Raw genomic sequence first — 22,283 nt, 5'->3', positions numbered from 1 at the left:
CGTTTTCACGCGCCGCGCCATCCGGTTTGAGTGCTGAGTGGCTCCGTGTTGCGTCAGCGGCTACGGCCGGTTTTGCCACCGGGTTTGGCCGGCGAGCGGCCAGCTTGCGGCTTGCCACCCTGTCCGCGCGCGCCGACGGCTGCGGCCGGCTTGGCGCGCTGCCCTTGCTGCGGCTGACGGGCGCCGGGAGACTTGCCGCGGTTCATCGGCGCGCCCATCTTGTGGCGCACCGCGGCGGCCTTGTCGCCCGGCGGCGTCGGCGGAATCAGGCAGTGCTTGCTGTGGCCGATCAGGTCGCTGCGGCCCATCTGGATCAGCGCGTCGTGGATGATCTGCCAGTTGTCCGGATGGTGGTAGCGCAGGAAGGCCTTGTGCAGCTTGCGGCGGTAGCCGTCGCGCACCACGTCCACCTTTTCCGAGCTGCGGCTCAAACGCTTCAGCGGATTGCGGCGGGTGTGCCACATGGTGGTGGCCATCGCCATCGGCGTCGGGGTGAAGGTCTGCACCTGGTCCAGGCGGAAGTTGTTCTTCTTCAGCCACAGCGCCAGGTTCATCATGTCCTCGTCGCTGGTGCCCGGGTGGGCGGCGATGAAGTAGGGGATCAGGTACTGTTCCTTGCCGGCCTGGCGGCTGAAGCGCTCGAACAGTTCCTTGAATTTGTCGTAGGCGCCCATGCCCGGCTTCATCATTTTGGACAGCGGGCCGTCCTCGGTGTGCTCCGGGGCGATCTTCAGATAGCCACCGACGTGGTGCTGCACCAGTTCCTTGATGTACTCGGGCGAGCGCACGGCCAGGTCGTAGCGCAGGCCGGACTGGATGTTGATCTTCTTCACGCCCGGCAGCGCGCGCGCCTTGCGGTACAGCTGGATCAGATGGCTGTGGTCGGTGTTGAGGTTTTCGCAGATGACCGGGAACACGCAGGACAGCTTTCTACAGGAACGCTCGATCTTCGGGTCCTTGCAGGAGAGGCGGTACATGTTCGCGGTCGGGCCGCCCAGGTCGGAGATGTGGCCGGTGAAGCCCGGAGTCTTGTCGCGGATTTCCTCGATCTCGTGCAGGATGGATTCTTCCGAGCGGCTCTGGATGATGCGGCCTTCGTGCTCTGTGATCGAGCAGAAGGTGCAGCCGCCGAAGCAGCCGCGCATGATGTTGACCGAGTACTTGATCATCTCCCAGGCCGGGATGTGGGCGTCGCCATAGGCCGGGTGCGGATTGCGGGCGTAGGGCAGGCCGTAGACGAAGTCCATTTCCTCGGTGACGAGGGGGATCGGCGGCGGCGTCAGCCACACGTCGCGCTCGCCGTGCATCTGCACCAGCGCGCGGGCATTGCCGGGGTTGGATTCCAGATGCAGCGTGCGGCTGGCGTGGGCGTACAGCACCGGGTCGTGGGCGACGGCTTCGTAGGCCGGAATGCGGATCACGGTCTTGGCGCGCTCGGCGCGGCGCTTGGCCAGGCGTTCCTCGCGCGATTCGATGCGGATCACCTGCGGCTTGGACGGATCGATGCCCTTGGTGGCTTCAGCCGCCTGCTCAGGGATTTCCTGATACGGGTTCAGATGCGGGTCGACGCGGCCGGGGATATCCACCACGCTGGAATCCATCTCCTGCCATTCATCGTCCGGGCGCCAGCCGTGCGGCACGATGAAGGCGGTGCCGCGGATGTCGCGCATCTCGGACAGCTTTTCGCCCTTGGCGGCGCGGTGGGCGATTTCCACCAGCGCGCGCTCGGCGTTGCCGTACAGCAGGATGTCGGCCTTGGAGTTGACCAGCACCGACGGGCGCACCTTGTCGCTCCAGTAGTCGAAGTGGGCGATGCGGCGCAGGCTGGCCTCGATGGAGCCTATCATCACGCCGACGCCGGGGTAGGCCTCGCGGCAGCGCTGGGCGTAGACGGTGACCGCGCGGTCCGGCCGCTTGTTGGGCTCGGCGTTCGGCGTGTAGGCGTCGTCGGAGCGCGCGCGGCGGTCGGCGGTGTAGCGGTTGATCATCGAATCCATATTGCCGGCGGTGACGCCGAAGAACAGGTTCGGCTTGCCCAGTTCGCGGAACGCGTCGGCGCTGTGCCAGTCGGGCTGGGAGATGATGCCGACGCGAAAGCCTTGCGCCTCCAGCAAGCGGCCCACCAGCGCCATGCCGAAGCTCGGATGGTCGATGTAGCAGTCCCCTGTGATCAGGATGATGTCGCAGGAGTCCCAACCCAGCTCGTCCATTTCGGCGCGGGTCATCGGCAGGAACGGGGCGGTGCCGAAACGGCTGGCCCAGTACTTGCGGTAGGAATCGATTGGTTTGGCTTGCGGAGTAGTCATGCGTTCACGTCGAATTCAGGCAGCCGGCCATTATGCCGCATTCTGGTAAAAAAATCAGCATAAACAACTGTTTATTCTCGCCAATAGCCCGCATGGCGGTAGGGGCTTTGCGCGCGGGGATTTCTCAGGCGAATCAAGGCGCTGGCCGGCCTGCCCTGGGGCGGGGCTGCCGGCGCGGCGGCTTTGGGTGTACCCTTGCCGGTTTGCGCGGCGCGGCAAACCCGCGCCTCTCGTAAAATATTGGATATTGCCGGGATGGGAGACGAAATCATGGCGGAACGCATTGTCGGAGTGAAGGACGGGGACCAAGGGTTGGTGAGCAGGCTGGAAGCGGGCGCGGTGCTGCATGTGCCGGATTTCGGTTTTACGCTCGATGCCGCCGAGCAGGCGCTGTTGAATCCGGCCATCGCCGACCCCAAGCGCAAGAACATCAGCCTGGAGCCGGACAACGGCGCGCTGCACGGGGTATTGGGCGGAGACGACGCGCAGCGGGCGGTGCGGGCGCTGGTGTCCCGCTACCAGCGGGCGGCGGCCGACCTCTTGGCCCGCGTGCTGCCGGAATACCAGGGCAAGACCCGCGCCGCGCCCACCAGCCTGCGCCTGGTGCGGGTGGAAGACCGCAAGACCTCCTGGCGCAAGGACGACAGCCGCCTGCACGTGGACGCCTTTCCGTCCCGTCCCACCTATGGCGAGCGCATCCTGCGCGTGTTCTGCAACATCAATCCGGCGGGCGAGCCGCGGGTGTGGCGCGTCGGCGAGCCGTTCGAGGATATGGCCAAAAAGATGCTGCCGCGCGTGCCGGCCCAATGGCCAGGATCGGCCGCCTTGCTGGCCGCGCTGAAGATCACCAAGCGCAAGCGCAGCGGCTACGACCACATCATGCTGCACCTGCACGACGCGATGAAGGCCGATCTGGCGTACCAGCGCGATTGTCCGCAGCAGACGGTGCCGTTCGCGCCGGGCGGCGCCTGGATCTGCTTCTCCGACCACGCGTCCCACGCGGTGATGTCCGGCCAGTTCATGCTGGAGCAGACGCTGTGGCTGCCGCTGGAGAAAATGGACGATCCGGCCAAGTCGCCGCTGCGGCAGCTGGAGCGGCTGACCGGCAGGATTCTGGCATGAGTTTTTCCGAGTCAGACTCGAAATGGGTAACGCGGATTGCCGTTTTGTAGCAAAATGACCTTGTTTTCGCGACCCGGCGCCGCGTTCGCGGCGCCGGGGCCCGCCATTTCCACGGAAAAAACAGAAACGGTCGCCTGAGCATGCACTCTCCGCAGATATTTTCCCCGATCCAGCTTCTGCCCGACTGGCGTTCCGCCGGCAAGGCGCCCGAGGCCGCCATCCAAGGCGAGACCGTGTCCCTGCGTCCGCTGGACGCGCCCCGCCATGGCGCGGCATTGTTCCGGTTGTTCACCGGCGACGACGGGCATTGGGAGCATCTTCCCTATGGCCCGTTCGCCGATGAAGATGGATTCATGACCTGGCTGGCGCTGACCGTGGCGCAGTCGGACACCGCGCTCTACATCGTGTGCGCCAAAGACTCGGAGCAGCCGCTGGGCTTTCTGGGCTATCGGCAGATGGTCCAGGCTCACGGGGCGATCGAGATCGGCCACGTCAATTTTTCGGCGGCGCTGCGACGCACCCGGTTGGCCACCGAGTCCGTGTTCCTGCTGCTGAAGGCCGCGTTCGAGCTGGGCTACCGCCGCTGCGAATGGCGCTGCGATTCGCGCAACGCCGCTTCCGCCGCCGCCGCCCGCCGCCTGGGTTTCCAGTTCGAGGGCACCCTGCGCCAGGCCATGGTGGTCAAGCGCCGCAACCGCGACACCCACGTGTTTTCGATGCTGGATGGCGAATGGCAGGCCTTGCGGCCGGCTTATGCCGCTTATCTGGCAAGCGGCAATTTCGACGCGGCCGGCAAACAGCGGCGCCCGCTGGCCGAGTTTCTGGGCGAGGTCCGTGAACCGGCCTGACCAGTCAGAGAGCCGGGACCCGTGGCTGGCGCGCTGGCTGCCTTTGCTGCGGGAGGCGGGCAGGCTGGGGCCGGTGTTGGAGATAGGCTGCGGCGAGGGCGAGGATTCGGCCGAGCTGCTCGACGCGGGACTGGAGTTGATCGCCTTCGATCTATCGGCCGACTCGATTGCCGCCGCAGCTCGCCGCGCGCCCGGCGGCAAGTTTCATTGCCGGGATGTTCGGCAGCCGTTTCCACTGGACGGCGTTCGGCCGGGCGCGGTGGTGGCTAGCCTGTCGCTGCATTATTTCCCCTGGGATGAAACGGTGGAGATCGCGGAGCGCATCCGCCAGTGTCTGCCGCCCGGCGGCAAGCTGCTGTGCCGGCTGAACGCGGCCGACGACCATCATTACGGCGCCAGCGGCCATCCTGAAATCGCGCCGGACTATTACCTGGTGGACGGCGCGCCCAAGCGGTTTTTCAATGAGCGGGCGGTGCGCGAGCTGTTCGCCGGCGGTTGGCGCATTTTGTCGCTGGAGCACCATGTCAGCGGCAAATACGCGTTGCCGAAAGCCTTGTGGGAGGCGGCGCTGGAGCGGTCTGACTGAGTCCGCCGGCTCCGTCCGGGCGGTGGGCGGCGCGAGGAATCGGCCGCTTGGCGAAAATGGCGGAAAAATCGGTTACAATGGCCGATTCGCTATCCATACCCACAGCCAGAACATGAGCACGGAAAACAACGCGCCGGTTGTCAACAACTTCATTCGCAGCATCATCGACGAGGATCTGGCCACCGGCCGCCGCAACTCGGTGGTGACCCGCTTCCCGCCCGAGCCGAACGGCTTCGCCCACATCGGCCACGCCAAGGCGATCTGCATCAACTTCGGCCTGGCCGAAGACTACAACGGCCAGTGCAATCTGCGCATGGACGACACCAATCCGGAGAAGGAATCGGACGAGTTCGTCGAGGCGTTCAAGCAGGACATCTCCTGGCTGGGCTTCAAGTGGAACGGCGAGGTGCGCTACGCATCCGACTACTTTGACCGCCTGTACGACTACGCAGTGGAGTTGATCCAAGCCGGCAAAGCTTACGTGGACGACCTGTCCGCCGAGGAAATGCGCCAATACCGCGGCAATCTGACCGAGCCGGGCAAGAACAGCCCCTACCGCGACCGCACGCCGGAAGAAAACCTCGATCTGTTCACCCGCATGAAGAACGGCGAGTTCCCGGACGGCAGCAAGACGCTGCGCCTGAAGATAGACATGGCCTCCGGCAACATCAATCTGCGCGATCCGGCCATCTACCGCATCCGTCGCGTGCACCACCACCGTACCGGCGACAAGTGGTGCATCTACCCGATGTACGACTACACCCACTGCATTTCCGACGCCATCGAGGGCATCACGCACTCGCTGTGCTCGCTGGAGTTTGAAGACCACCGCCCGCTGTACGACTGGGTGCTGGACAACATCAGCATCGGCCACCATCCGCAGCAGATCGAATTCTCCCGCCTGGAGCTGCTGTACGCGCTGACCTCCAAGCGCAAGCTGCAGGCGCTGGTCAACGACGGCGCCGTCACCGGCTGGGACGACCCGCGCATGCCCACCATCGCCGGCATGCGCCGCCGCGGCTACAGCCCGGCCGGCATCAAGCTGTTCGCCCAGCGCATCGGCGTGTCGAAGAGCGAAAACATCATCGACATGGCCATTCTGGAAGGCGCGGTGCGCGAGACGCTGGAAAACGACTCGCCGCGCGTGATGGCCGTGGTCAATCCGCTGAAAGTGACGCTGACCAACTACGACGCCGCCGTCACCGCCAGCCGCAGCGCGCCGTTCCATCCGCACCATCCGGAATTCGGCGAGCGCGACGTGCCGATCGCCAGCGAGATCTGGATCGAGCGCGACGATTTCGCCGAAGTGCCGCCGCCGAAATGGCAGCGCCTGACTGCTGGCGGCGAAGTGCGCCTGCGCTACTCCTACGTGATCAAGTGCGACGAAGTGGTGAAGGACGCCAACGGCGAGATCGTGGAGCTGAAGTGCTCGATCGACCACGACACGCTGGGCAAGAACCCGGAAGGCCGCAAAGTCAAGGGCGTGATCCACTGGGTGTCGGCCGAACACGCGATCCAGGCCGACGTGCGCTGGTACGAGCGTCTGTTCACCGAGCAGCGTCCCGACGCGGTGCGCGGCGACGATGGCGAGTACGTCGACTTCCGCCAGTTCCTCAGCCAGGAATCGCTGAAGCTGGTGCCGGCCTTCGTGGAGGCCTCGGTGCTGCAGGCGGTGCCGGAATCGCGCTTCCAGTTCGAGCGCCTGGGCTACTTCGTCACCGACCGCTACGAACACCGCAAGGGCGACAAGGCGGTGTTCAACCGCACCGTCGGTCTGAAGGACAGCTGGAAGTAAATCATCGCAGCACTGCCGGATGGCGAGCCCCAGGGTTCGCCATTTTTGCATGCGCAAGCGGCAACGCCGGCTCATAAGGAGAAAAAATGCGCACCGAGCTCAAATCCATCGCTGTATCCCTGCTGGCCGCCGGCCTGCTGTCCGCCTGCGCCACGCCGCCGGGCAAGGGCAATTACGACAGCGGCAAGGTCTACAAGATCACCATCCTGCACACCAACGACCACCATGGCCGCTTCTGGCCCAACAGCGACGGCGAATACGGCCTCGCCGCGCAGAAGACGGTGGTGGACCAGGTGCGCGCCGAGGTGAAGGCCGAAGGCGGCTACATGCTGCTGCTGTCCGGCGGCGACATCAACACCGGCGTGCCGGAGTCCGATCTGCAGAACGCCGAGCCCGATTTTCGCGGCATGGACCGCATCGGCTACGACGCGATGGCGGTGGGCAACCACGAGTTCGACAAGCCGGTGCCGGTGCTGATGCAGCAGCGCAAGTGGATCAACTTCCCGATGCTGTCAGCCAACATCTACCAGGACGGCAAGCGGATGTTCGATCCCTACGCCATGTTCAACCTGGGCGGCGTCAAGGTGGCGGTGATGGGCCTGACTACCGACGATACCGCCAAGATGGTGAACCCGGCCCAGATCAAGGGCATCGAGTTCAAGAGCCCGATCGCCGAGGCTGCCGCCCTGGTGCCGGAACTGCGCCAGCAGGCCGACATCGTCATCGCCGCCACCCACATGGGCCATTACGCGGACGGCAACCATGGCGTCAACGCGCCGGGCGACGTGGAAATGGCGCGCGCGGTGAAGGGGCTGGATTTGATCGTCGGCGGCCATAGCCAGAACCCGGTGTGCATGAAGGCCGAGAACGTCCGCGACGACGCCTACGTGCCGGGCGCGCCCTGCGCGCCGGACCGCCAGAACGGCGCCTGGATCGTGCAGGCGCACGAATGGGGCAAATATGTCGGCCGCGCCGATTTCGAATTCCGCAACGGCAAGCTCAAGCTGGTCAAATACCAGTTGATTCCGATCAATCTGAAAAAGACGGTGAAGACCGCCGACGGCAAAACCGAGAAGGTGCCGTACACCGAGCTGATTCCGGAAGACAACAAGCTGCGCAGCTTCCTCAAGGCCTACCAGGACAAGGGCCAGGCCGAGCTGGGCGTCAAGGTGGGCGAGCTGTCGGCCAAGCTGGAGGGCGACCGTTCCGTGGTGCGCGGCCAACCCACCAATCTGGGCGTGTTCGTCGGCGAGGCGATGATGGCCAGAACCCAGGCCGACTTCGCGGTGATCAACTCCGGCGGCATCCGCGATTCGCTGCCGGCGGGCGTGGTCAGCTACAAGGACGTGCTCAAGGTGTTCCCCTTTGGCAGCACTTTGGCCTATGTGGACATGAGCGGGGCCGAGGCATTGGATTACCTGAAGGCTGCGGCGCGGATGACGCCGGGCGCAGGCGCCTTCGCCCAGTTCGCCGGCGTCAAGCTGCGCATCGTCGGCGGCGAGCTGCAGCAGGCCGAAGTGGCCGGCAAGGCCATGGCTCCGGCCAAGCGTTACCGCGTGGCGATCAACAGCTTCATGGCCTCCGGCGGCGACGGCTATCCGAAGATGATGGAGCATCCGGGCTATGTGAACACCGGCTTCGTCGACGCCGAAGTGCTCAAGGACTACGTGGCCAAGCATTCGCCGATCCGGGCCGAGCGTTACGCGCCGGCCGGGGCGGTGGCGCGGGAATAAGATTCGGCCGCCGCGGCTTTGGGTGAAACGGGCCGCTCCTGTGGAAGGAGCGGCCCGTTTCGCATTGGCGGCAGACGCGTTCAGCGAGTGATTTCAAAGAACGGGTCGCAGCAGCTGCCTGCCGGGGTGCAGCCGTAGCCGCCAGTCTGGTCCGGGGCGAAGTCGCTTTTTCTCCATTGCTTGTAATGGGCGGCCGTGTAGTAGACGCGGCTGTTGACGTAGTCGTAGACGACGCGTCCGTCCGACGCGGCGTAGGCGTACTGATTGTCGCCGGGGTACTCGGCCTGGGTCAGTTCCACGTAACCGGTCAGCGGGATCTGCGCGCCGCCTACCGTGCGGAAGCGGTTGGCGTAGCAATGCCAGCGCAGGCTGTTGCTGATGCCGGCGGTGCGATTCAGCAGATCCATCGCGGGTTGCCGTCCCAGATTCGCCAGATTGGGGCATTGATTCAGATTCAGCCCGGCGATGTTGACTGCCGGCAGGTGGTTGCGTTCGTTGCCGTGCGGCGAGCGGGCATATTCGGCCCAGTAGGCGGCGTTCATGAGGAACGGGCCGTCCACTTGCGGGGGATAGAACTGGCCGGCGGCGACGGTGGCCAACTGGTATTGCAGCAGCGAGGAAGCCATCTGCCTCAGGCCGTTGGTCAGCACCGCGCGATCTTGCTTGACCTGGGGCACCACCAGGCCGGAGCCGGTATTGCTGACCACGGCCCGGACATCCGCCGGCAATGCGTTGTAATTGCTGCACTGCTGCGGCGTCCAGCGAGCGCCCAGCGGCATGCGGGCGGACCAGAGCTGGCCGATCGCGTCTTGAGGGCTGGTCCACTTGTCGGCGGCGACTGCGTGGCCGGAGAGGCTGATGGCCAGCGCCGCGGCGGGGATCAGGGCGTGAAGGGCGCGCGGGAAAAGCGCGGGGTGTCGTTTGGACATGGTGCCTCCTGAGGGAAGGGGTATCGGGATGGCGTGTCGGTCGCCGCGGCCATCCTGCCGCCGTTGAGCGTGAAAAAGTACTGATCGTTAGGGCGGGGCATGGTTTCGCGCTTTTCCCTCGGCGCGCCGGCGAGCGAGTTTGCCGCTGGTCAAGGAAGCGTTTTTTGCCGCGGTCATCGGTCTTGAGGCGGCTTTCGTCCAAGTGGTATGGTGGTGGCGTTATCGGCGCGGCCCGGACGACGGCTGCGCCTGTTCCGTCAGTTTCTCATCCAGGTTGCGATCATGACCAAGCCAAGAGCTGTATATCTGCAATCCGGCGGACCCACCGCCGTTCTGAACGCTTCCGCCCAAGGGGCGATTGAAACCGCGCGCCGCCTGGGGCTTTCCCTGTACGCCGCCTACGATGGCCTGGCCGGCTTGCTGGATGATCGCCTGTGCGACACCGACGGCGTGTCCGACACCGCCATCGCCCAGCTCGCCTTCATGCCGGGCGGCAGCTTCGGCGTCAGCCGCCGCATGATAGGCACGTTCGAGGAGGCTCCGGAGGACTGGCTGCGCCTGCGCGACGTGCTGGCCAAGCACGACATCCGCTATCTGTTGATCAACGGCGGCAACGGCTCGCTGGGCTGCGCCGAGCGGCTGGCGGATTTTGAAAAGCACACCGGCTACAAGCTGGGCGTGATCGGCATCCCCAAGACCATAGACAACGATCTGATGGGCACCGACAACAGCCCCGGCTACGGCTCGTCGGCCAAGTTCCTGGCCAGCGCGATGCGCGAGGTGGGGCTGGACATGGCCAGCATGGGCTGGGGCAGGGTGTTCATCATGGAAACCATGGGCCGCCACACCGGCTGGCTGGCCGCCGCCTGCGCCGCGTCCTCGCGCAGCCCGCAGGAGGCGCCGCACCTGTTGCTGCTGCCCGAGGTGCCGTTCGAGCAGGAGCGCTTCCTGGCCGCGCTGGACGCTAGCCTGGCCAAGCATGGCCAGTGCGCGATCGCGGTGGCCGAGGGCATTACCGGCGCGGACGGCCGCTTCGTCGCCGAGGCCAAGAAATCGGAAACCTACGGCCATGAGCAACTGGGCGGCGCCGGCCACTGGCTGGCCCAACTGATCCTGCGCGAGCGCGGCATCTCCGCCCACGTAGCCCAGGTGGATTACCTGCAGCGCGCGGGCGGCCATCTGGCTTCGGCCACCGACGTCCGCCAGGCCTATGTGATGGGCGAGAAGGCGGTGGAATGGCTGCTGGCCGGCAAAACCGGGCTGATGGCCGGCATCAAGCGTCTCAACGACCATCCCTATTGTTGGGACGTGGCCGAGGTGCCGCTGTCGGCGGTGGGCGACAAGGAAAAACGGCTGCCGCCGGAGTTCATCGGCGCCGACGGCTTCAGCGTCACCCAGGCTTTCCTGGACTACGTGAAACCGTTGATGGAGGGCGAGCGCATCCCGCCGTTCAAGGACGGCCTGCCGGATTACCGCCCGATCGCCTGGCCGCGGGTCTGATTCGCGATTGATGGCGAGAGACGGCCGCCGCGTCGAGAGGCGCGGCGGCCGTTTGCGCATTTCAGCGCGTAATGTCGCGGCTCGAATGACAGAAGCCGGCGCCGCTCTGTTACAATCTCTTTCCTTTGAATCACCAACCATAGGTTTTTTTGATCATGCTGAGCCTGTACAACACACTGACCCGCCAGAAGGAAGCGTTCAAACCCATCGAACCCGGCAAAGTGAGCATGTACGTCTGTGGCATGACCGTTTACGACCTCTGTCACATCGGCCACGCGCGCATGCTGGCCGCCTTCGACGTCATCTACCGCTGGCTGAAGGCCTCCGGCTACGCAGTCGATTACGTGCGCAACATCACCGACATCGAAGACAAGATCATCAAGCGCGCGCTGGAGCGCGGCATCACCCCGGAGCAGCTGGTGGAGGAAACCATCGCCGACATGCGCCAGGACGCCGCCGCGCTGGGCCTGTTGCCGCCGACGCACGAGCCGCGTGCCACCCATCACGTAGGCGGCATGGTCGCGATGATCGAGCAACTGATCGCCAACGGCAAGGCTTATCCGGCCGCCAACGGCGACGTTTACTACGCGGTGCGCGAATTCGAAGGCTACGGCAAGCTGTCCGGCCGCACGCTGGACAAGCTGCGCGCCGGCGAGCGCGTGGAAGTGGACCCGAACAAGCGCGATCCGCTGGACTTCGTGCTGTGGAAAGCCGCCAAGCCGGGCGAGCCGTCCTGGGACAGCCCGTGGGGCAAGGGCCGTCCGGGCTGGCACATCGAGTGCTCGGTGATGAGCTGCCACCATCTGGGCGAACATTTCGACATCCACGGCGGCGGCGAGGACCTGCAGTTCCCACACCACGAGAACGAGATCGCCCAATCCGAAGGCGCGCATGGCCACCAGTACGTCAACTACTGGCTGCACAACGGCTTCATCAATGTCGACGGCGAGAAGATGTCCAAGAGCCTGGGCAACTTCTTCACCATCCGCGACGTGCTGCAGCACTTCGACGGCGAGGTGATCCGCTTCTTCATCGTGCGCAGCCACTACCGCAGTCCGGTCAACTACACCGACGGCATCCTCAATGACGCCAAGCACGGCCTGACCCGCCTGTACACCGCGCTGCGCGGCATCGAGTTGCCGGCGTCCGCGGGCCTGGACTGGAACAATGCCTACGCCGCCCGCTTCAAGGCGGCGATGGACGATGATTTCAACTCGTCCGAGGCGGTGGCGGTGCTGTTCGAGCTGGCCGGCGAAGTGAACAAGAGCCGCGATCCGCAGCTGGCTCGTCTGCTGAAAGATTTGGGCGGCGTGTTGGGCCTGCTGGAGCGCGATCCGGAAGCCTTCCTGCAAGGCGGCGCGGGCGAGGGCGAGCTGTCGGCGGAACAGGTGGAAGCGCTGATCCAGGCGCGCAAGGACGCGCGCGCCGCCAAGAATTGGGCCGAGTCCGACCGCATTCGCGACGAGCTGATCGCCAAGGGCATCGCGCTGGAAGACGGCGCAGGCGGCACTACCTGGCGCCGCGCCTGATCCGGGTTAGGCCGCTGGCGCTTGTCAACGGCGGCCAAACGGCGGATAATGCCATGTTTCGCAAGCAGTACAGGCAAAACCCCTGTACCCGTTATGAAAGGTAGAGAGATGAAAACCGATATTCACCCGAACTACAAAGAACTGTCCGTTACCTGCTCCTGCGGCAGCCAGTTCGTGACCAAGTCCACCATGGGCAAAGACGCTTTCTCGATCGAAGTGTGCTCCAACTGCCACCCGTTCTACACCGGCAAGCAGAAGATCGTGGACACCGCTGGTCGCGTGGACAAGTTCAACCAGAAATTCGGCGGCTTCTTCAAGCGCTAAGCGCGTTGCCGTATCTGGACTTCGAAAAAGGCAGCCTGCGGCTGCCTTTTTTCATGCCTGCGCCGCATGCGTGGGATAATCATCAGATCCTTAGGAACAACAAGGTGGCAACGGGATGCTGACTTATTCCGCTCAGGCCAGCACGCTGGCCAAGCCGACTGAAAAACCCTGGGTGCTGCTGCTGCTGTGTTTCATCTGGCTGTGGCCCGGCATCCTCGGGCACGATCCCTGGAAGCCGGACGAACCCTTCGTGCTGGCTATCGCGCAAGGCATGCTGGACAGCGGCAACTGGCTGCTGCCCATGCTCAATGGCGCGCCCTATCTAGACAATCCTCCCTTGTATTACTGGCTGGTCGCCGGCTGCATCAAGCTGTTCTCGCCCTGGCTGCTGCCCGCGCATGACGCCGCCCGGCTGGCGACGCCGCTGCTGATGTCGCTGTCGCTGCTGCTGGCCGGCATGGCGGGCCGCGACCTGATAGGCCGTCGCCACGGCCGCAGCGTGGTGATGATACTGATAGGCTGCATCGGGCTGGTGGAGTCCGGGCACCAGCTGACCCCCATCGTCGCCAGTTTCGCCGGCCTTACCGCCGCCTTCTACGCGCTGTCGCTGACTCTGCGCTCGCCAGGCCTCGCCGGCGCGCTGTTGGGCGCGGCCAGCGTGATGACCTTCCTGGGCGGCAGCCTGGCGGACCTGCTGCTGATCTGGCTGGTGGCGGTGATGCTGCCGGCCTTCAGCGGCTGGCGGCGCAAGAATTACGCGATCACGCTGCTGCTGGGATTGCTGCTGGCCCTGCCTGCCATCCTGGTGTGGCCGATGCTGCTGCAGCGTCTGTACCCGGCGGTGTACGCCGAGTGGTGGGGCAATTACGCGCTGGGCGGCTCCAGCGGCTTCCGCCATGTCAGGCTGTTTCACGACTTCGGCTATTACAGCCTGAACGTCTTGTGGTTCGCCTTCCCCGCGTGGCCGCTGGCGATGTGGACGCTGTACCGCAACCGTCAGCTGCAGTCACCCAAGCTGCAACTGCCGCTGCTGTTCACGTTGATGATCGCGGTGCTGCTGACGCTGTCCGATCGCGCCAGCATCACCGACGCGATGCCGCTGCTGCTGCCGCTGGCCGTGCTGGCCGCGGTGGAGCTGGACAATCTGCGCCGCGGCGCCGCCGCCTTCCTCAATTGGTTCGCGCTGATGACCTTCGGCCTGTTCGGCCTGCTGGTGTGGCTGGGCTGGGCGGCGATGAACTATGGCTGGCCGGAGGGCCTGGCTGGGCGCGCGCAGTATTTCAGCCCCTTTTACCATCCGCACGTGTCCTGGCTGCAGGCGGCCGGCGGCCTGATCGCCACCCTGGTGTGGCTGTGGGCGCTGACCCGGCCGCACCTGCGGGGCCGCCAGGCGATCACCAACTGGGCGGCCGGCCTGACGCTGCTGTGGGGCCTGGGGATGACCTTGTGGCTGCCCTGGTTCGACGCCGCCAAGAGCTACCGTCCGGTGGTGGACAGCATGCTGCGCAAGCTGCCGGCCACCGCCACCTGCATCGCCACGGAAAACCGCAACAGCCTGGCCATGATAAGCTGGCGCTACTACGCCGGCATCGACCTGCTGTCCTTCCCAGCTGGGGAGACGCCGCCGTGCGACTACTGGCTGGTGGTGCGCAGCAGCGAGGAGGGCGTGGCCGAGCCCGGCTGGCAGGTGTTGTGGACGGGGAATCGCCCGCGCGAGCAGAACATGACCTTCGCGCTGCTGCAGCGCCTGCCGCCGCCGAAATCGCCCAAATAAGCGCTGCCATTGAAGTGAAAGCCGCTCCGGACGCATGCCGGGGCGGCTTTTTTCATGGAAGCTGGGCGCTATCCTGATTTAGGCCGATCCGGCGGGCGGTGGCCGGCGTAGTGCTGCATGCCCTCCACCAGCGCGTCGAACACGGCCTTGCAGGCGCGATTGTGGCGCAGGTCCTCATGCATGGTGATCCAGGTATCCAGGCGCAGCGCGTAATGCTCGGGCAGAATGCGCCGCAACCCGTCGCGCCGAGCCAGCGGCAGCTGGCAGAAGCCGAGGCCGGCGCCGGCCCGCAACAGCGCCAGCTGGGCCAGGTCGCTGTCGCTGCGCAAGGCGAATTTTTCCCGCGCCATGCCGGACATCCTCTTGGCGGCCTCCCGCTGGAAGGCGCTGGGCTGATCGAAACCGATCAGGCTGTGCTTGTTCAGATCATCCACGGAAGCGGGCTCGCCATGCTCGGCCAGATACGCTGGCGCGGCGAACAAGCCGATCTCGATGGCGCCCACCGGGCGGGCGATCAACTGCGCCTGCTGCGGCGCCAGCATGCGCACGGCGATGTCCGCCTCTCGTTGCAGCAGGTCCTGCGCGCGGTTGCTCAGCGCCAGCTCTATCGTGACCGCCGGATGGCGGCGGCGCAGCTCGGCCAGCATCGGCGGCAGCACCTCCACGCCCACCACCTCGCTGGAGGTGATCCTCACCACGCCGCGCGGCGCATCCCCCTGGCTGGAGGCCATGCGCTCCAGCGCCGCCGCGTGGCTGGACATCGCCTCCGCATGCGGGCGCAGCGCCCGGGCCGCGTCTGTCGGCAGCAGCCCGCCCTGGGAGCGGGTGAACAGCGGGATGCCCAGCGCGGCCTCCAGCGCGTCGATATGGCGGCCGAGGGTGGGCTGGGCCTGGCCCAGCGCGCGCGCCGCCGCGGATAGCGATCCTTCCCGCAGCACGGCGAGGAAGGAACGGTACAGCTGCCAATCTATCGTGGAATCCATACGTAAATGTATGGAATGTATGCTGTTTTAGTCAATTCCGTATTGTTCCGCGCCGCCATAAGATGACTCCACCAAGACAAACCAAGGAGCAAGATCATGACGACGCGACAAACGGCGCTGGTGGTGGGAGCGGCTGGCGGCATAGGCGGAGAGGTGGCGCGCCAATTGCGCGACGCGGGGTGGGAGGTGCGCGGCCTGGTGCGCAGCCTGGAGCAGCCGGTCCAGACGCGCGATGGCATCGCCTGGATCCGGGGCGACGCGATGCGGCCGGACGATGTGGCGAAGGCGGCCGAGGGCTGCGCGGTGATCGTCCATGCGGTGAACCCTCCCGGCTACAAGCGCTGGGCCGAGCTGGTGCTGCCGATGCTGGACAGCACCATCGCCGCGGCGAAGCGGGAGGGCGCCGCCATCGTGCTGCCGGGCACGGTGTACAACTACGGGCCGGACGCCTTCCCCATCCTAAGGGAGGATTCGCCGCAGCGCCCGCTGACGCGCAAGGGCGCCATCCGGGTGGAGATGGAGACTCGCCTGCGCGCTTATGCGGCCGGCGGCGGCAGGGCGCTGATCGTGCGCGCCGGCGACTTTTTCGGCCCCAAGGCCGGCAATAACTGGTTCTCGCAAGGCCTGATCCAGCCAGGCAAGATCACCCGCCGGATCCAGAATCCGGCCATGCCGGGCATCGGCCACCAATGGTCATACCTGCCGGACGTGGCGCGCAACATCGTCGCGCTGCTGGAGCGGCGCGAATCGCTGGAGCCGTTTGCCACTTTCCATCTGGGCGGCTATTGGGACGCGGAGGGCACCCAGATAGCGCAGGCCATCCGCCGCGCGCTGCGAAAGCACGGCGTCAACGCCAAGGTGGATGCCTTCCCCTGGTGGCTGATCCGGCTGATCGCGCCATTCAACGTCACGCTGCGGGAAATGATGGAAATGCGCTACCTATGGCGCAAGCCGGTGCGGATGGACAACGGCAAGCTGCTCGGCGCGTTGGGTCGGGAATGGGTGACGCCGTTGGACGAGGCGGTGGAGGCGACGCTGAAGGGTTTGGGGTGCCTGCCGGAGTGATTGCTCGACGAGGTGGCGCCTGCGATGACAGGTGCCGCTTCCTTTTGGAGAAGCAAGAGACATCTTTTGCACAGGACAATCGGCTTGTCCAGTAGTCAATGACCTGATAACGATCGAATAACGTGATAATTTTTAATTATTGCTGATAAAGCCGCGCCCTCTGGTGCTCATTATATTGCCTGTGTCGTCTGGATTTAATCTGGGTCTTTGAATGATTTATTTGGTAATCTGTGCAGGATTTTGTACGCATGAAATTAATATATAGATGTATTTAATCGCATGGGCAATGTGTGCTTGCAATGATTTCGAGTGAGTTTGCGCGAGATGTTTATATTGCTTTTGCAATGAATGTCTTGGCATCTGTTTCAAACATTGTTGATGGTTTGCAAAGGTTTGTACAAATTCAACCTGTTCTTTATACCAGTTCTTGTGAAACGTCGACAGATTTTTGGAGTGAGGTCGCTAACTGTGCTGATGGTCAAATTGCCTTCCCCGTGTGAATGTGGCAAATTGAACATGCATAATGTATGCAATTGGTTTGTTTTAACTTTGATATTTCAAATAAGTGGAGTTAGCCATGCACCCTCCCTACTCGTTCAGAAATTTTTTAGAGCTAGAAACCTTTATTGACCAATTGGAGAGCATAGGTCAAATGGCAGGAGCTAAAGACCTACATCACAATTTTCTATATGTCAATGAAAGCTATGCGGATTTTCACGGAATTTCGCGTGACGACATTGTAGGTCGAAAATCAGAAAATATGCCTAACGGTATTTCTGTATTGTCAAAATTACTTTTTGAGCAAGACCAGATTGTATTGCACAAAAAGAAGAGGATTATTATGGGCAGTATTCATCCACATCGCAGCGGTGATCCAAGAGCCTATAAATTCCGCAAGTTCCCTGCTCTGATAAATGATAAAGACCAGATAATTCTATTTGCTGGTGAAGATTTGACCTGCGATACCACATTCTGGAGTGAAATATTATGTGGCATTGAGCCCATGGTTAAATTTGAAAAGTTGGTTGCGGCTTCATTTAACCAACTTCAAGAGCAAAAAGAGATAAAGATTCCTCTGAATGAGAGCGAATTATCTGTTCTATGTCTTTTGTTGCGTGGTGTACCAGTTAAGAGAATTGCTGGGCTTTTTGATCTTACCACTCGTACTATTGAAAATAGGGTGGAGTCACTAAAAGATAAATTTGGTGCTTTGAATCAACAGAACTTGATTGATGTGGCAAGGAAGATGGGCTATCAGTCTCTTCTTTCGCGTGCGATTTTCAAAGAGCACATGACTTATAATCTGTTGGTTGAATAATATGAAGCCCAGTAAAACCATACTTATTGTACTTCTTTCTACTGGCATCTTTGGTTTTAACTATGTTGCCGCAAAGATCAGCTCCATCCGTATTGATCCCGTCGAAACGGCCATGCTTCGTGTAGCTTTTGCAGCACTGCCTGCATGCCTATTCTTACGGCTCAAGAAAGATGAATTCCTTTATGTTTTTCTCTATGGGGTAGCGTTCGCTTTAGGCTTATTCCTGTTCTTCAAAGGTCTTAAGACAGGTATTGATGCCGGCATTTCATCCGTGATCATGCAGGCGGGTTCATTATTTACAGCGGCCGGGGGGATCCTGATATTGAAAGAGAGGTGGAACAAGTTCAATGTTGTTGGCTGTTTGATTGCGATGTTTGGCATCTATTCCATTTCTAAGATTAAAGAAGGGGGGATCAATGTTGCCGGTATCGCTTTTGTACTGGGCTCAGCATTTAGCTGGACCTTTGCTAATCTGTCCGTCAGGCTCTCTAGAACTGAACGTCCGCTAGCATTTGTGTCTTGGGGAAGTTTGGTTTCTGCCGTTTTGTTATTTGCGATTAATCTTGCCAGTGGAAAATCTATCTTATCCACGATCGGCATGATTGACCAGCAGGCTTGGTTAGCTATTGCATTTCAAGGGTATGTGACAACATTGATTGGCTATGGCCTTTGGACTTTGTTGTTAAGTCAAAATCAGCTAGTTTTGAGTGCGCCTAGCTATTTACTCGTACCTGGATTTGCGTTACTCTTCTCTCATATTGTACTAGGTGAGGCAATCACAGCGGAGAGGGTTTTGTTTTCTCTCGTCGTTGTCGCGGGCATCGTGATTAATGCAAGCGCTCAAAGCCTGAGTACATTAGGCGAAAAGAAAAAACCTGCAATGGTAACATAGCTTTATTGTGCTGGTAAGGTGGTTTTCCCCCCTTTTTAATACAGAGGGGGGAACTACAATAGCCATATTAAAACTTTGATTTGTTGGAGTTTGAATATGGCTAATGCGGAACAATTATCGTTGGAAAATTTCCAGCCAGAATTTTGCCAGATTGTAGCAAATCACATCCAAGATCATCTAAATCCATTGGAGTGGGAGCAGCTACATGCACTCGCACAAAGTGGAATTCCACATTCTCCAGAACTTTCCTTTACAGCCTTTGATTCCATTGAAAGGCGAGTTCGTCATTTGACCTTTATAGAAAACATCTCGCCCTTAGAGATGTTGTCTGCGCCTAATTTCTATCAACGTTTACAGATCATTGGCACGCTACATGGCCAGCCTGTTTGTTATTTCTCGGGAAGCGGCATTTATCAATGGAGTTTGACCCCTGATGGCGACTCTCTAAGTTTCTGGCTTACTTACCCTGTCTATCCGCCTGGCTGGCCGAATGATGATGATTTGGACTTGCCTTTTCAGCTCCAAGGCTCTGAGTTTGGTTCAAAGTGGTTGATGTAAGTTATGGGTCGTGTGTAAAGAAGTGATAAGCCGTTTTGGAGGAAGAAGTGATGTTGTAAGAAGGAAGAGGGCGTAGTGGTAGAAGTAAATGGGGAGCTGTAAAGAAAACAGCCACAATCATGTGGCTGTTTTTATAGGCTTTATAGTTGTACGAGCTTTAACTTAGGCATCTACCCCTTTGGGCCGCTTTTGCGGCCTTTTTTTTCCTCACTTATTAAGTGGAGGCATGCTACTAACATACACCTGTTGGGCTTGTGTAGCAACGGAATAAAGGCAGTAGTGATACTGTTTTATAACACATGATTTTTCTGTTGCTGCTCGGTGTTAGGACAAACTTAAAGGCTTTGGAGTTGATCACGGAATTTTACGCCAAGCTGGAACATATCCTGCTTATGAACCTGCTCTAGTTTGTCTGTCGGCAGACCTTGACCTTTCAGAATGGCTTTCTGGTTTTCAAATGCAAGATTGCGCATCCTAACTTGCTCTTTGTAGTCGTAAGCTAGCTGATCTTGGCGGGCTTTTAGTGTGTCGCGTGCAAGAAAATCGATTGCACTGGTGGTTTTGGCATACCGTTCGTCGCTGCCGACGAATGTTGCGCGCTGATGGGCATGTCCGCCGACTTCACGGCGGGTATTCGTCATTACAGATGCAAACCTACCTGGGCCGCCATCCCCTTTGACAAGATCGGAATAATCACTATCCGTCACTACGGGATAATTTGAGCTATCGATTTTATTGGGATCGGATGAGTCACCTGGCGCGCACTTTACTAACTTCTGTTCGAATGGGCTAAGCTTCTTTGGCGTTAGGCCGGTGGCGGGATTATATATTACGCTCTTGCTCTTATACCTTGCATCTGCGATGCGTTGTTGTCGCTGCCATGCCGTTGTCGGGCCGATCATATAAAATGAGGCATGAGAGTCGTGAAGATGTTGATCAAAGAAATCATGAACATCCTTTGGGACGGGTTTCTTGGCCTCTTCAGATTGCAGCCGCAATAGCTCAGCAGCTTCATTAACGTCGCTTTGTACTATGCGTGCTCTGGATAAGTCGCCTTGCCAATCTTTTTCGCTAGCGCGCATGTCCTCTAAATCTTGTTTGTCGGAACGCGAGCTGCGCAGCGTGCTGCCTTTGCTAAGCTGTTGAATGCAATCTTGCTGCATAAACTGCGCGCTGGTAGCAATGCGCCAATGCCAATATTTTTTCAAATGGGCATATAGTGCATCTTCTACAATGCGGCCGCCTGCGCTGGCCCATGCCATATAGGCATTAAAACGTTTAATGAGAAGTGGGTCTATTTCAAAGTCTTGTGCGGCAGGGTCTCTTTTTAGGGCTGAAAGAGAGCGAAGGGGAACGCCTGCAGCTCTTGCGTCGTTATACATATTGAGCAAAGCTATTTGACTTAGAAGCTTTCGTCTATGGCCTACGGCCTTCCCTTGATCGCCAGGGCCATAGCCACCACCTACGTCAGAGTGCGAGCCGGGGTAAACAACTTCAACTGCATTCAAAGGCATGCTGCCATCTTCATGCCGAATGCTGGTTAACGGGAAGGAGTAACGCACTTCATGAGAGGCCACATAATGGCGGCATTGTTTTGTGAAGCTGGTTACTTTTAGCATGTCAGGCGTTGCCCAACTATTTTGTCCATCTACGACACCATTTGCCGAGCGGCCGGGCGATCTGCCTATGCCTGGCGTTGAGTGTGCCATGCCGACGGATGCAACTGTGTCAAATATCCCTAAGAAATAAAGACGAATCGGGACGCAGCCGGCAAATAGCCAAATATCACCTTGGCGTTTGCAAGATAATTCTAACCAACGGCAAAATACCCTTGCTAATGCTGCACCGCGTGAGAATCCAAATACGGCAATATTGATGATTTCTATTTTAGGGGTGTTTTTATTATTCCCTATGTTGAGTGCTAGTTTTTTTTGAACTGCATCAAGTGAGGAGAGGTCAGGGAATCTAGGATTAGGATTTCTATCTTTAGATACTCTTAGCTCTTTTTTTAAATCACTGGCAGTGAATATAAGCTTTCCATTAAAGGAAGCGCTTATGTCATTGCATAACTGATAGTATGCATAACTTAATCTTGCTTGGCCGCCGGCAGCCATGGATAAACCAGAGTCTAACGGCTCATTTTCACCAATATCTTTGAAGATAGTTCCTACACCCTGCATGTAATGGGTGTGGTGGTGTATTTTTGGATCGTCTATCGCTGTGTCGTATATTGATACAATATTTGAATGATCACACCGATATCGTGGTTTCCCACTTTTTTCCGCTTCTACTAAATCTCTATCACGATTGTTATTTGTTCCATCGAAAAAGAAGCTTGACCATATGTTAGTCTTGCAGCTTGGTTCAATTTTTTTATTGGCATTGTTGCCAAGCTCAGCTTTGGTTTGAAAGCGCGCAGCTTTTTGTGCGGTGCTTTCTTTTTCAGGTGCCGGGCAGCTAGCATTTTGTACACTCATTTCGATGCATCCTTTGGCTTGCTGTTATTGGGTGGCCATATCCCCTCAAGCGGCCTTGGGCCATCTTCTATAAGTGAGCCAAATTCTTTATGGGATGGATGCTCCTTATGGAGGAGAGAAATATTTCCAACGTAAATTCGTGCATCATCGTTTGGCAATAAAACAACCTGTACCTCTGCCATCGTCTCCCCATCATATGGGGGAACGACTACTGTCTTGCTTTTAGTTGTTAGAATAAATCCACCGCTGGCATCTCTTTTTTCACACTCTGGAGTGTCATGGATGCAAACGCCCCTCTCCCATTCAAGTTTTACGGAAGTTCCTGGCGTGTACTTTCTTGGCAAGGTAATTGATCCTGCAATTCCACCCCCGCCATTTACTCTTGGGCCACCTACCCAATGCCCATCAGCCCACACCATACTAATATCGTGGTTTGTATAGTTATATGCACCGACCGGAACAGCAAGCATTTCGTCTTTGCATCCAGCTAGTATGGCTATAAGGGATAGTATGAATAGAATGCGCATTTTCTTGTCTGTTCAAT

General features: G+C 59.9%; 18 protein-coding genes. 13 read left to right on the top strand and 5 right to left on the bottom strand.

What is annotated here, in order from left to right:
• Positions 1 to 53 precede the first annotated feature (53 nt).
• Positions 54 to 2,306 carry a YgiQ family radical SAM protein gene (locus VA599_RS09535; RefSeq protein ID WP_346788394.1) on the bottom strand — a complete coding sequence of 751 codons (2,253 nt, stop codon included), beginning with the start codon at positions 2,304 to 2,306 and terminating at the stop codon, positions 54 to 56.
• A 270-nt stretch (positions 2,307 to 2,576) separates the two neighbouring features.
• Between VA599_RS09535 and kdoO the strand changes: the two genes are divergently transcribed.
• From kdoO to ushA, 5 genes are all read left to right on the top strand, one after another.
• Positions 2,577 to 3,428: a Kdo hydroxylase KdoO gene (kdoO, locus tag VA599_RS09530; protein ID WP_346788393.1), complete on the top strand. Its 852-nt coding sequence runs from the start codon at positions 2,577 to 2,579 to the stop codon at positions 3,426 to 3,428.
• 140 nt (positions 3,429 to 3,568) lie between these two features.
• Positions 3,569 to 4,276: a GNAT family N-acetyltransferase gene (locus tag VA599_RS09525; RefSeq protein WP_021478674.1), complete on the top strand. Its 708-nt coding sequence runs from the start codon at positions 3,569 to 3,571 to the stop codon at positions 4,274 to 4,276.
• Positions 4,263 to 4,862: a class I SAM-dependent methyltransferase gene (locus tag VA599_RS09520; protein WP_346788392.1), complete on the top strand. Its 600-nt coding sequence runs from the start codon at positions 4,263 to 4,265 to the stop codon at positions 4,860 to 4,862. Before VA599_RS09525 ends, VA599_RS09520 begins: the two co-directional genes overlap by 14 nt.
• 112 nt (positions 4,863 to 4,974) lie before the next feature.
• The gene (locus VA599_RS09515) at positions 4,975 to 6,657 is read left to right on the top strand and encodes a glutamine--tRNA ligase/YqeY domain fusion protein (protein ID WP_346788391.1); all 1,683 of its coding nucleotides are present in this window, start codon (positions 4,975 to 4,977) and stop codon (positions 6,655 to 6,657) included.
• Positions 6,658 to 6,743: 86 nt separating this feature from the next.
• The gene (gene ushA, locus VA599_RS09510) at positions 6,744 to 8,390 is read left to right on the top strand and encodes a bifunctional UDP-sugar hydrolase/5'-nucleotidase UshA (RefSeq protein WP_346788390.1); all 1,647 of its coding nucleotides are present in this window, start codon (positions 6,744 to 6,746) and stop codon (positions 8,388 to 8,390) included.
• 80 nt (positions 8,391 to 8,470) lie between these two features.
• Here the strand turns inward: ushA and VA599_RS09505 are convergent, their stop codons facing one another.
• Positions 8,471 to 9,319, bottom strand: coding sequence for a hypothetical protein (locus VA599_RS09505; protein ID WP_346788389.1), 849 nt, complete (start codon positions 9,317 to 9,319; stop codon positions 8,471 to 8,473).
• Between the two features lie 282 nt (positions 9,320 to 9,601).
• Between VA599_RS09505 and VA599_RS09500 the strand changes: the two genes are divergently transcribed.
• The 4 genes from VA599_RS09500 (at position 9,602) to VA599_RS09485 (ending at position 14,446) form a co-directional block, all read left to right on the top strand.
• Positions 9,602 to 10,819, top strand: a complete 1,218-nt coding sequence (locus VA599_RS09500; RefSeq protein ID WP_346788388.1) for a 6-phosphofructokinase — start codon at positions 9,602 to 9,604, stop codon at positions 10,817 to 10,819.
• Between the two features lie 155 nt (positions 10,820 to 10,974).
• Complete coding sequence (gene cysS / locus VA599_RS09495; protein ID WP_346788387.1) at positions 10,975 to 12,348, top strand: cysteine--tRNA ligase; 1,374 nt, start codon at positions 10,975 to 10,977, stop codon at positions 12,346 to 12,348.
• Positions 12,349 to 12,456: 108 nt separating this feature from the next.
• Positions 12,457 to 12,672: a 50S ribosomal protein L31 gene (gene rpmE / locus VA599_RS09490; RefSeq protein WP_021478681.1), complete on the top strand. Its 216-nt coding sequence runs from the start codon at positions 12,457 to 12,459 to the stop codon at positions 12,670 to 12,672.
• Between the two features lie 115 nt (positions 12,673 to 12,787).
• Positions 12,788 to 14,446, top strand: coding sequence for an ArnT family glycosyltransferase (locus tag VA599_RS09485; protein ID WP_021478682.1), 1,659 nt, complete (start codon positions 12,788 to 12,790; stop codon positions 14,444 to 14,446).
• A gap of 68 nt (positions 14,447 to 14,514) precedes the next feature.
• Here the strand turns inward: VA599_RS09485 and VA599_RS09480 are convergent, their stop codons facing one another.
• Complete coding sequence (locus tag VA599_RS09480) at positions 14,515 to 15,429, bottom strand: LysR family transcriptional regulator (RefSeq protein WP_346788386.1); 915 nt, start codon at positions 15,427 to 15,429, stop codon at positions 14,515 to 14,517.
• Positions 15,430 to 15,525: 96 nt separating this feature from the next.
• Here VA599_RS09480 and VA599_RS09475 point away from each other — a divergent pair, with 96 nt between their 5' ends.
• The 4 genes from VA599_RS09475 to VA599_RS09460 all read left to right on the top strand — a co-directional run bounded on the left by VA599_RS09475 (position 15,526) and on the right by VA599_RS09460 (position 19,262).
• On the top strand, positions 15,526 to 16,494 hold the full coding sequence (locus VA599_RS09475) for an NAD-dependent epimerase/dehydratase family protein (protein WP_346788385.1): 969 nt from the start codon (positions 15,526 to 15,528) through the stop codon (positions 16,492 to 16,494).
• A 577-nt stretch (positions 16,495 to 17,071) separates the two neighbouring features.
• Positions 17,072 to 17,812, top strand: a complete 741-nt coding sequence (locus tag VA599_RS09470; RefSeq protein ID WP_346788384.1) for a PAS domain-containing protein — start codon at positions 17,072 to 17,074, stop codon at positions 17,810 to 17,812.
• Position 17,813: 1 nt separating this feature from the next.
• Positions 17,814 to 18,704: a DMT family transporter gene (locus VA599_RS09465; RefSeq protein ID WP_346788383.1), complete on the top strand. Its 891-nt coding sequence runs from the start codon at positions 17,814 to 17,816 to the stop codon at positions 18,702 to 18,704.
• Between the two features lie 96 nt (positions 18,705 to 18,800).
• On the top strand, positions 18,801 to 19,262 hold the full coding sequence (locus VA599_RS09460) for a hypothetical protein (RefSeq protein ID WP_346788382.1): 462 nt from the start codon (positions 18,801 to 18,803) through the stop codon (positions 19,260 to 19,262).
• A 335-nt stretch (positions 19,263 to 19,597) separates the two neighbouring features.
• Here VA599_RS09460 and VA599_RS09455 read toward each other — a convergent pair whose 3' ends face one another.
• Positions 19,598 to 21,739 (bottom strand): phospholipase effector Tle1 domain-containing protein, encoded by a 2,142-nt coding sequence (locus tag VA599_RS09455; RefSeq protein ID WP_346788381.1) that lies wholly within the window; start codon positions 21,737 to 21,739, stop codon positions 19,598 to 19,600.
• Positions 21,736 to 22,266: a DUF3304 domain-containing protein gene (locus VA599_RS09450; protein ID WP_346788380.1), complete on the bottom strand. Its 531-nt coding sequence runs from the start codon at positions 22,264 to 22,266 to the stop codon at positions 21,736 to 21,738. The genes VA599_RS09455 and VA599_RS09450 overlap by 4 nt, the downstream gene beginning before the upstream one ends.
• Between the last annotated feature and the right edge of the window lie 17 nt (positions 22,267 to 22,283).

This window comes from Chromobacterium indicum, from assembly GCF_039708975.1.
GTDB classification, from domain to species: domain Bacteria; phylum Pseudomonadota; class Gammaproteobacteria; order Burkholderiales; family Chromobacteriaceae; genus Chromobacterium; species Chromobacterium piscinae.
This window is presented reverse-complemented; position numbering and strand designations above follow the sequence as displayed.

Excerpts from the sequence above, each read along its gene's own strand:
- ushA (WP_346788390.1), top strand. The coding sequence starts at position 6,744 with ATGCGCACCGAGCTCAAATCCATCGCTGTATCCCTGCTGGCCGCCGGC.
- rpmE (WP_021478681.1), top strand. The coding sequence starts at position 12,457 with ATGAAAACCGATATTCACCCGAACTACAAAGAACTGTCCGTTACCTGC.
- VA599_RS09505 (WP_346788389.1), bottom strand. The coding sequence starts at position 9,319 with ATGTCCAAACGACACCCCGCGCTTTTCCCGCGCGCCCTTCACGCCCTG.
- VA599_RS09450 (WP_346788380.1), bottom strand. The coding sequence starts at position 22,266 with ATGCGCATTCTATTCATACTATCCCTTATAGCCATACTAGCTGGATGC.
- VA599_RS09515 (WP_346788391.1), top strand. The coding sequence starts at position 4,975 with ATGAGCACGGAAAACAACGCGCCGGTTGTCAACAACTTCATTCGCAGC.
- cysS (WP_346788387.1), top strand. The coding sequence starts at position 10,975 with ATGCTGAGCCTGTACAACACACTGACCCGCCAGAAGGAAGCGTTCAAA.
- VA599_RS09480 (WP_346788386.1), bottom strand. The coding sequence starts at position 15,429 with ATGGATTCCACGATAGATTGGCAGCTGTACCGTTCCTTCCTCGCCGTG.
- VA599_RS09485 (WP_021478682.1), top strand. The coding sequence starts at position 12,788 with ATGCTGACTTATTCCGCTCAGGCCAGCACGCTGGCCAAGCCGACTGAA.
- VA599_RS09535 (WP_346788394.1), bottom strand. The coding sequence starts at position 2,306 with ATGACTACTCCGCAAGCCAAACCAATCGATTCCTACCGCAAGTACTGG.
- VA599_RS09475 (WP_346788385.1), top strand. The coding sequence starts at position 15,526 with ATGACGACGCGACAAACGGCGCTGGTGGTGGGAGCGGCTGGCGGCATA.
- kdoO (WP_346788393.1), top strand. The coding sequence starts at position 2,577 with ATGGCGGAACGCATTGTCGGAGTGAAGGACGGGGACCAAGGGTTGGTG.
- VA599_RS09465 (WP_346788383.1), top strand. The coding sequence starts at position 17,814 with ATGAAGCCCAGTAAAACCATACTTATTGTACTTCTTTCTACTGGCATC.
- VA599_RS09500 (WP_346788388.1), top strand. The coding sequence starts at position 9,602 with ATGACCAAGCCAAGAGCTGTATATCTGCAATCCGGCGGACCCACCGCC.
- VA599_RS09470 (WP_346788384.1), top strand. The coding sequence starts at position 17,072 with ATGCACCCTCCCTACTCGTTCAGAAATTTTTTAGAGCTAGAAACCTTT.
- VA599_RS09525 (WP_021478674.1), top strand. The coding sequence starts at position 3,569 with ATGCACTCTCCGCAGATATTTTCCCCGATCCAGCTTCTGCCCGACTGG.
- VA599_RS09455 (WP_346788381.1), bottom strand. The coding sequence starts at position 21,739 with ATGAGTGTACAAAATGCTAGCTGCCCGGCACCTGAAAAAGAAAGCACC.
- VA599_RS09460 (WP_346788382.1), top strand. The coding sequence starts at position 18,801 with ATGGCTAATGCGGAACAATTATCGTTGGAAAATTTCCAGCCAGAATTT.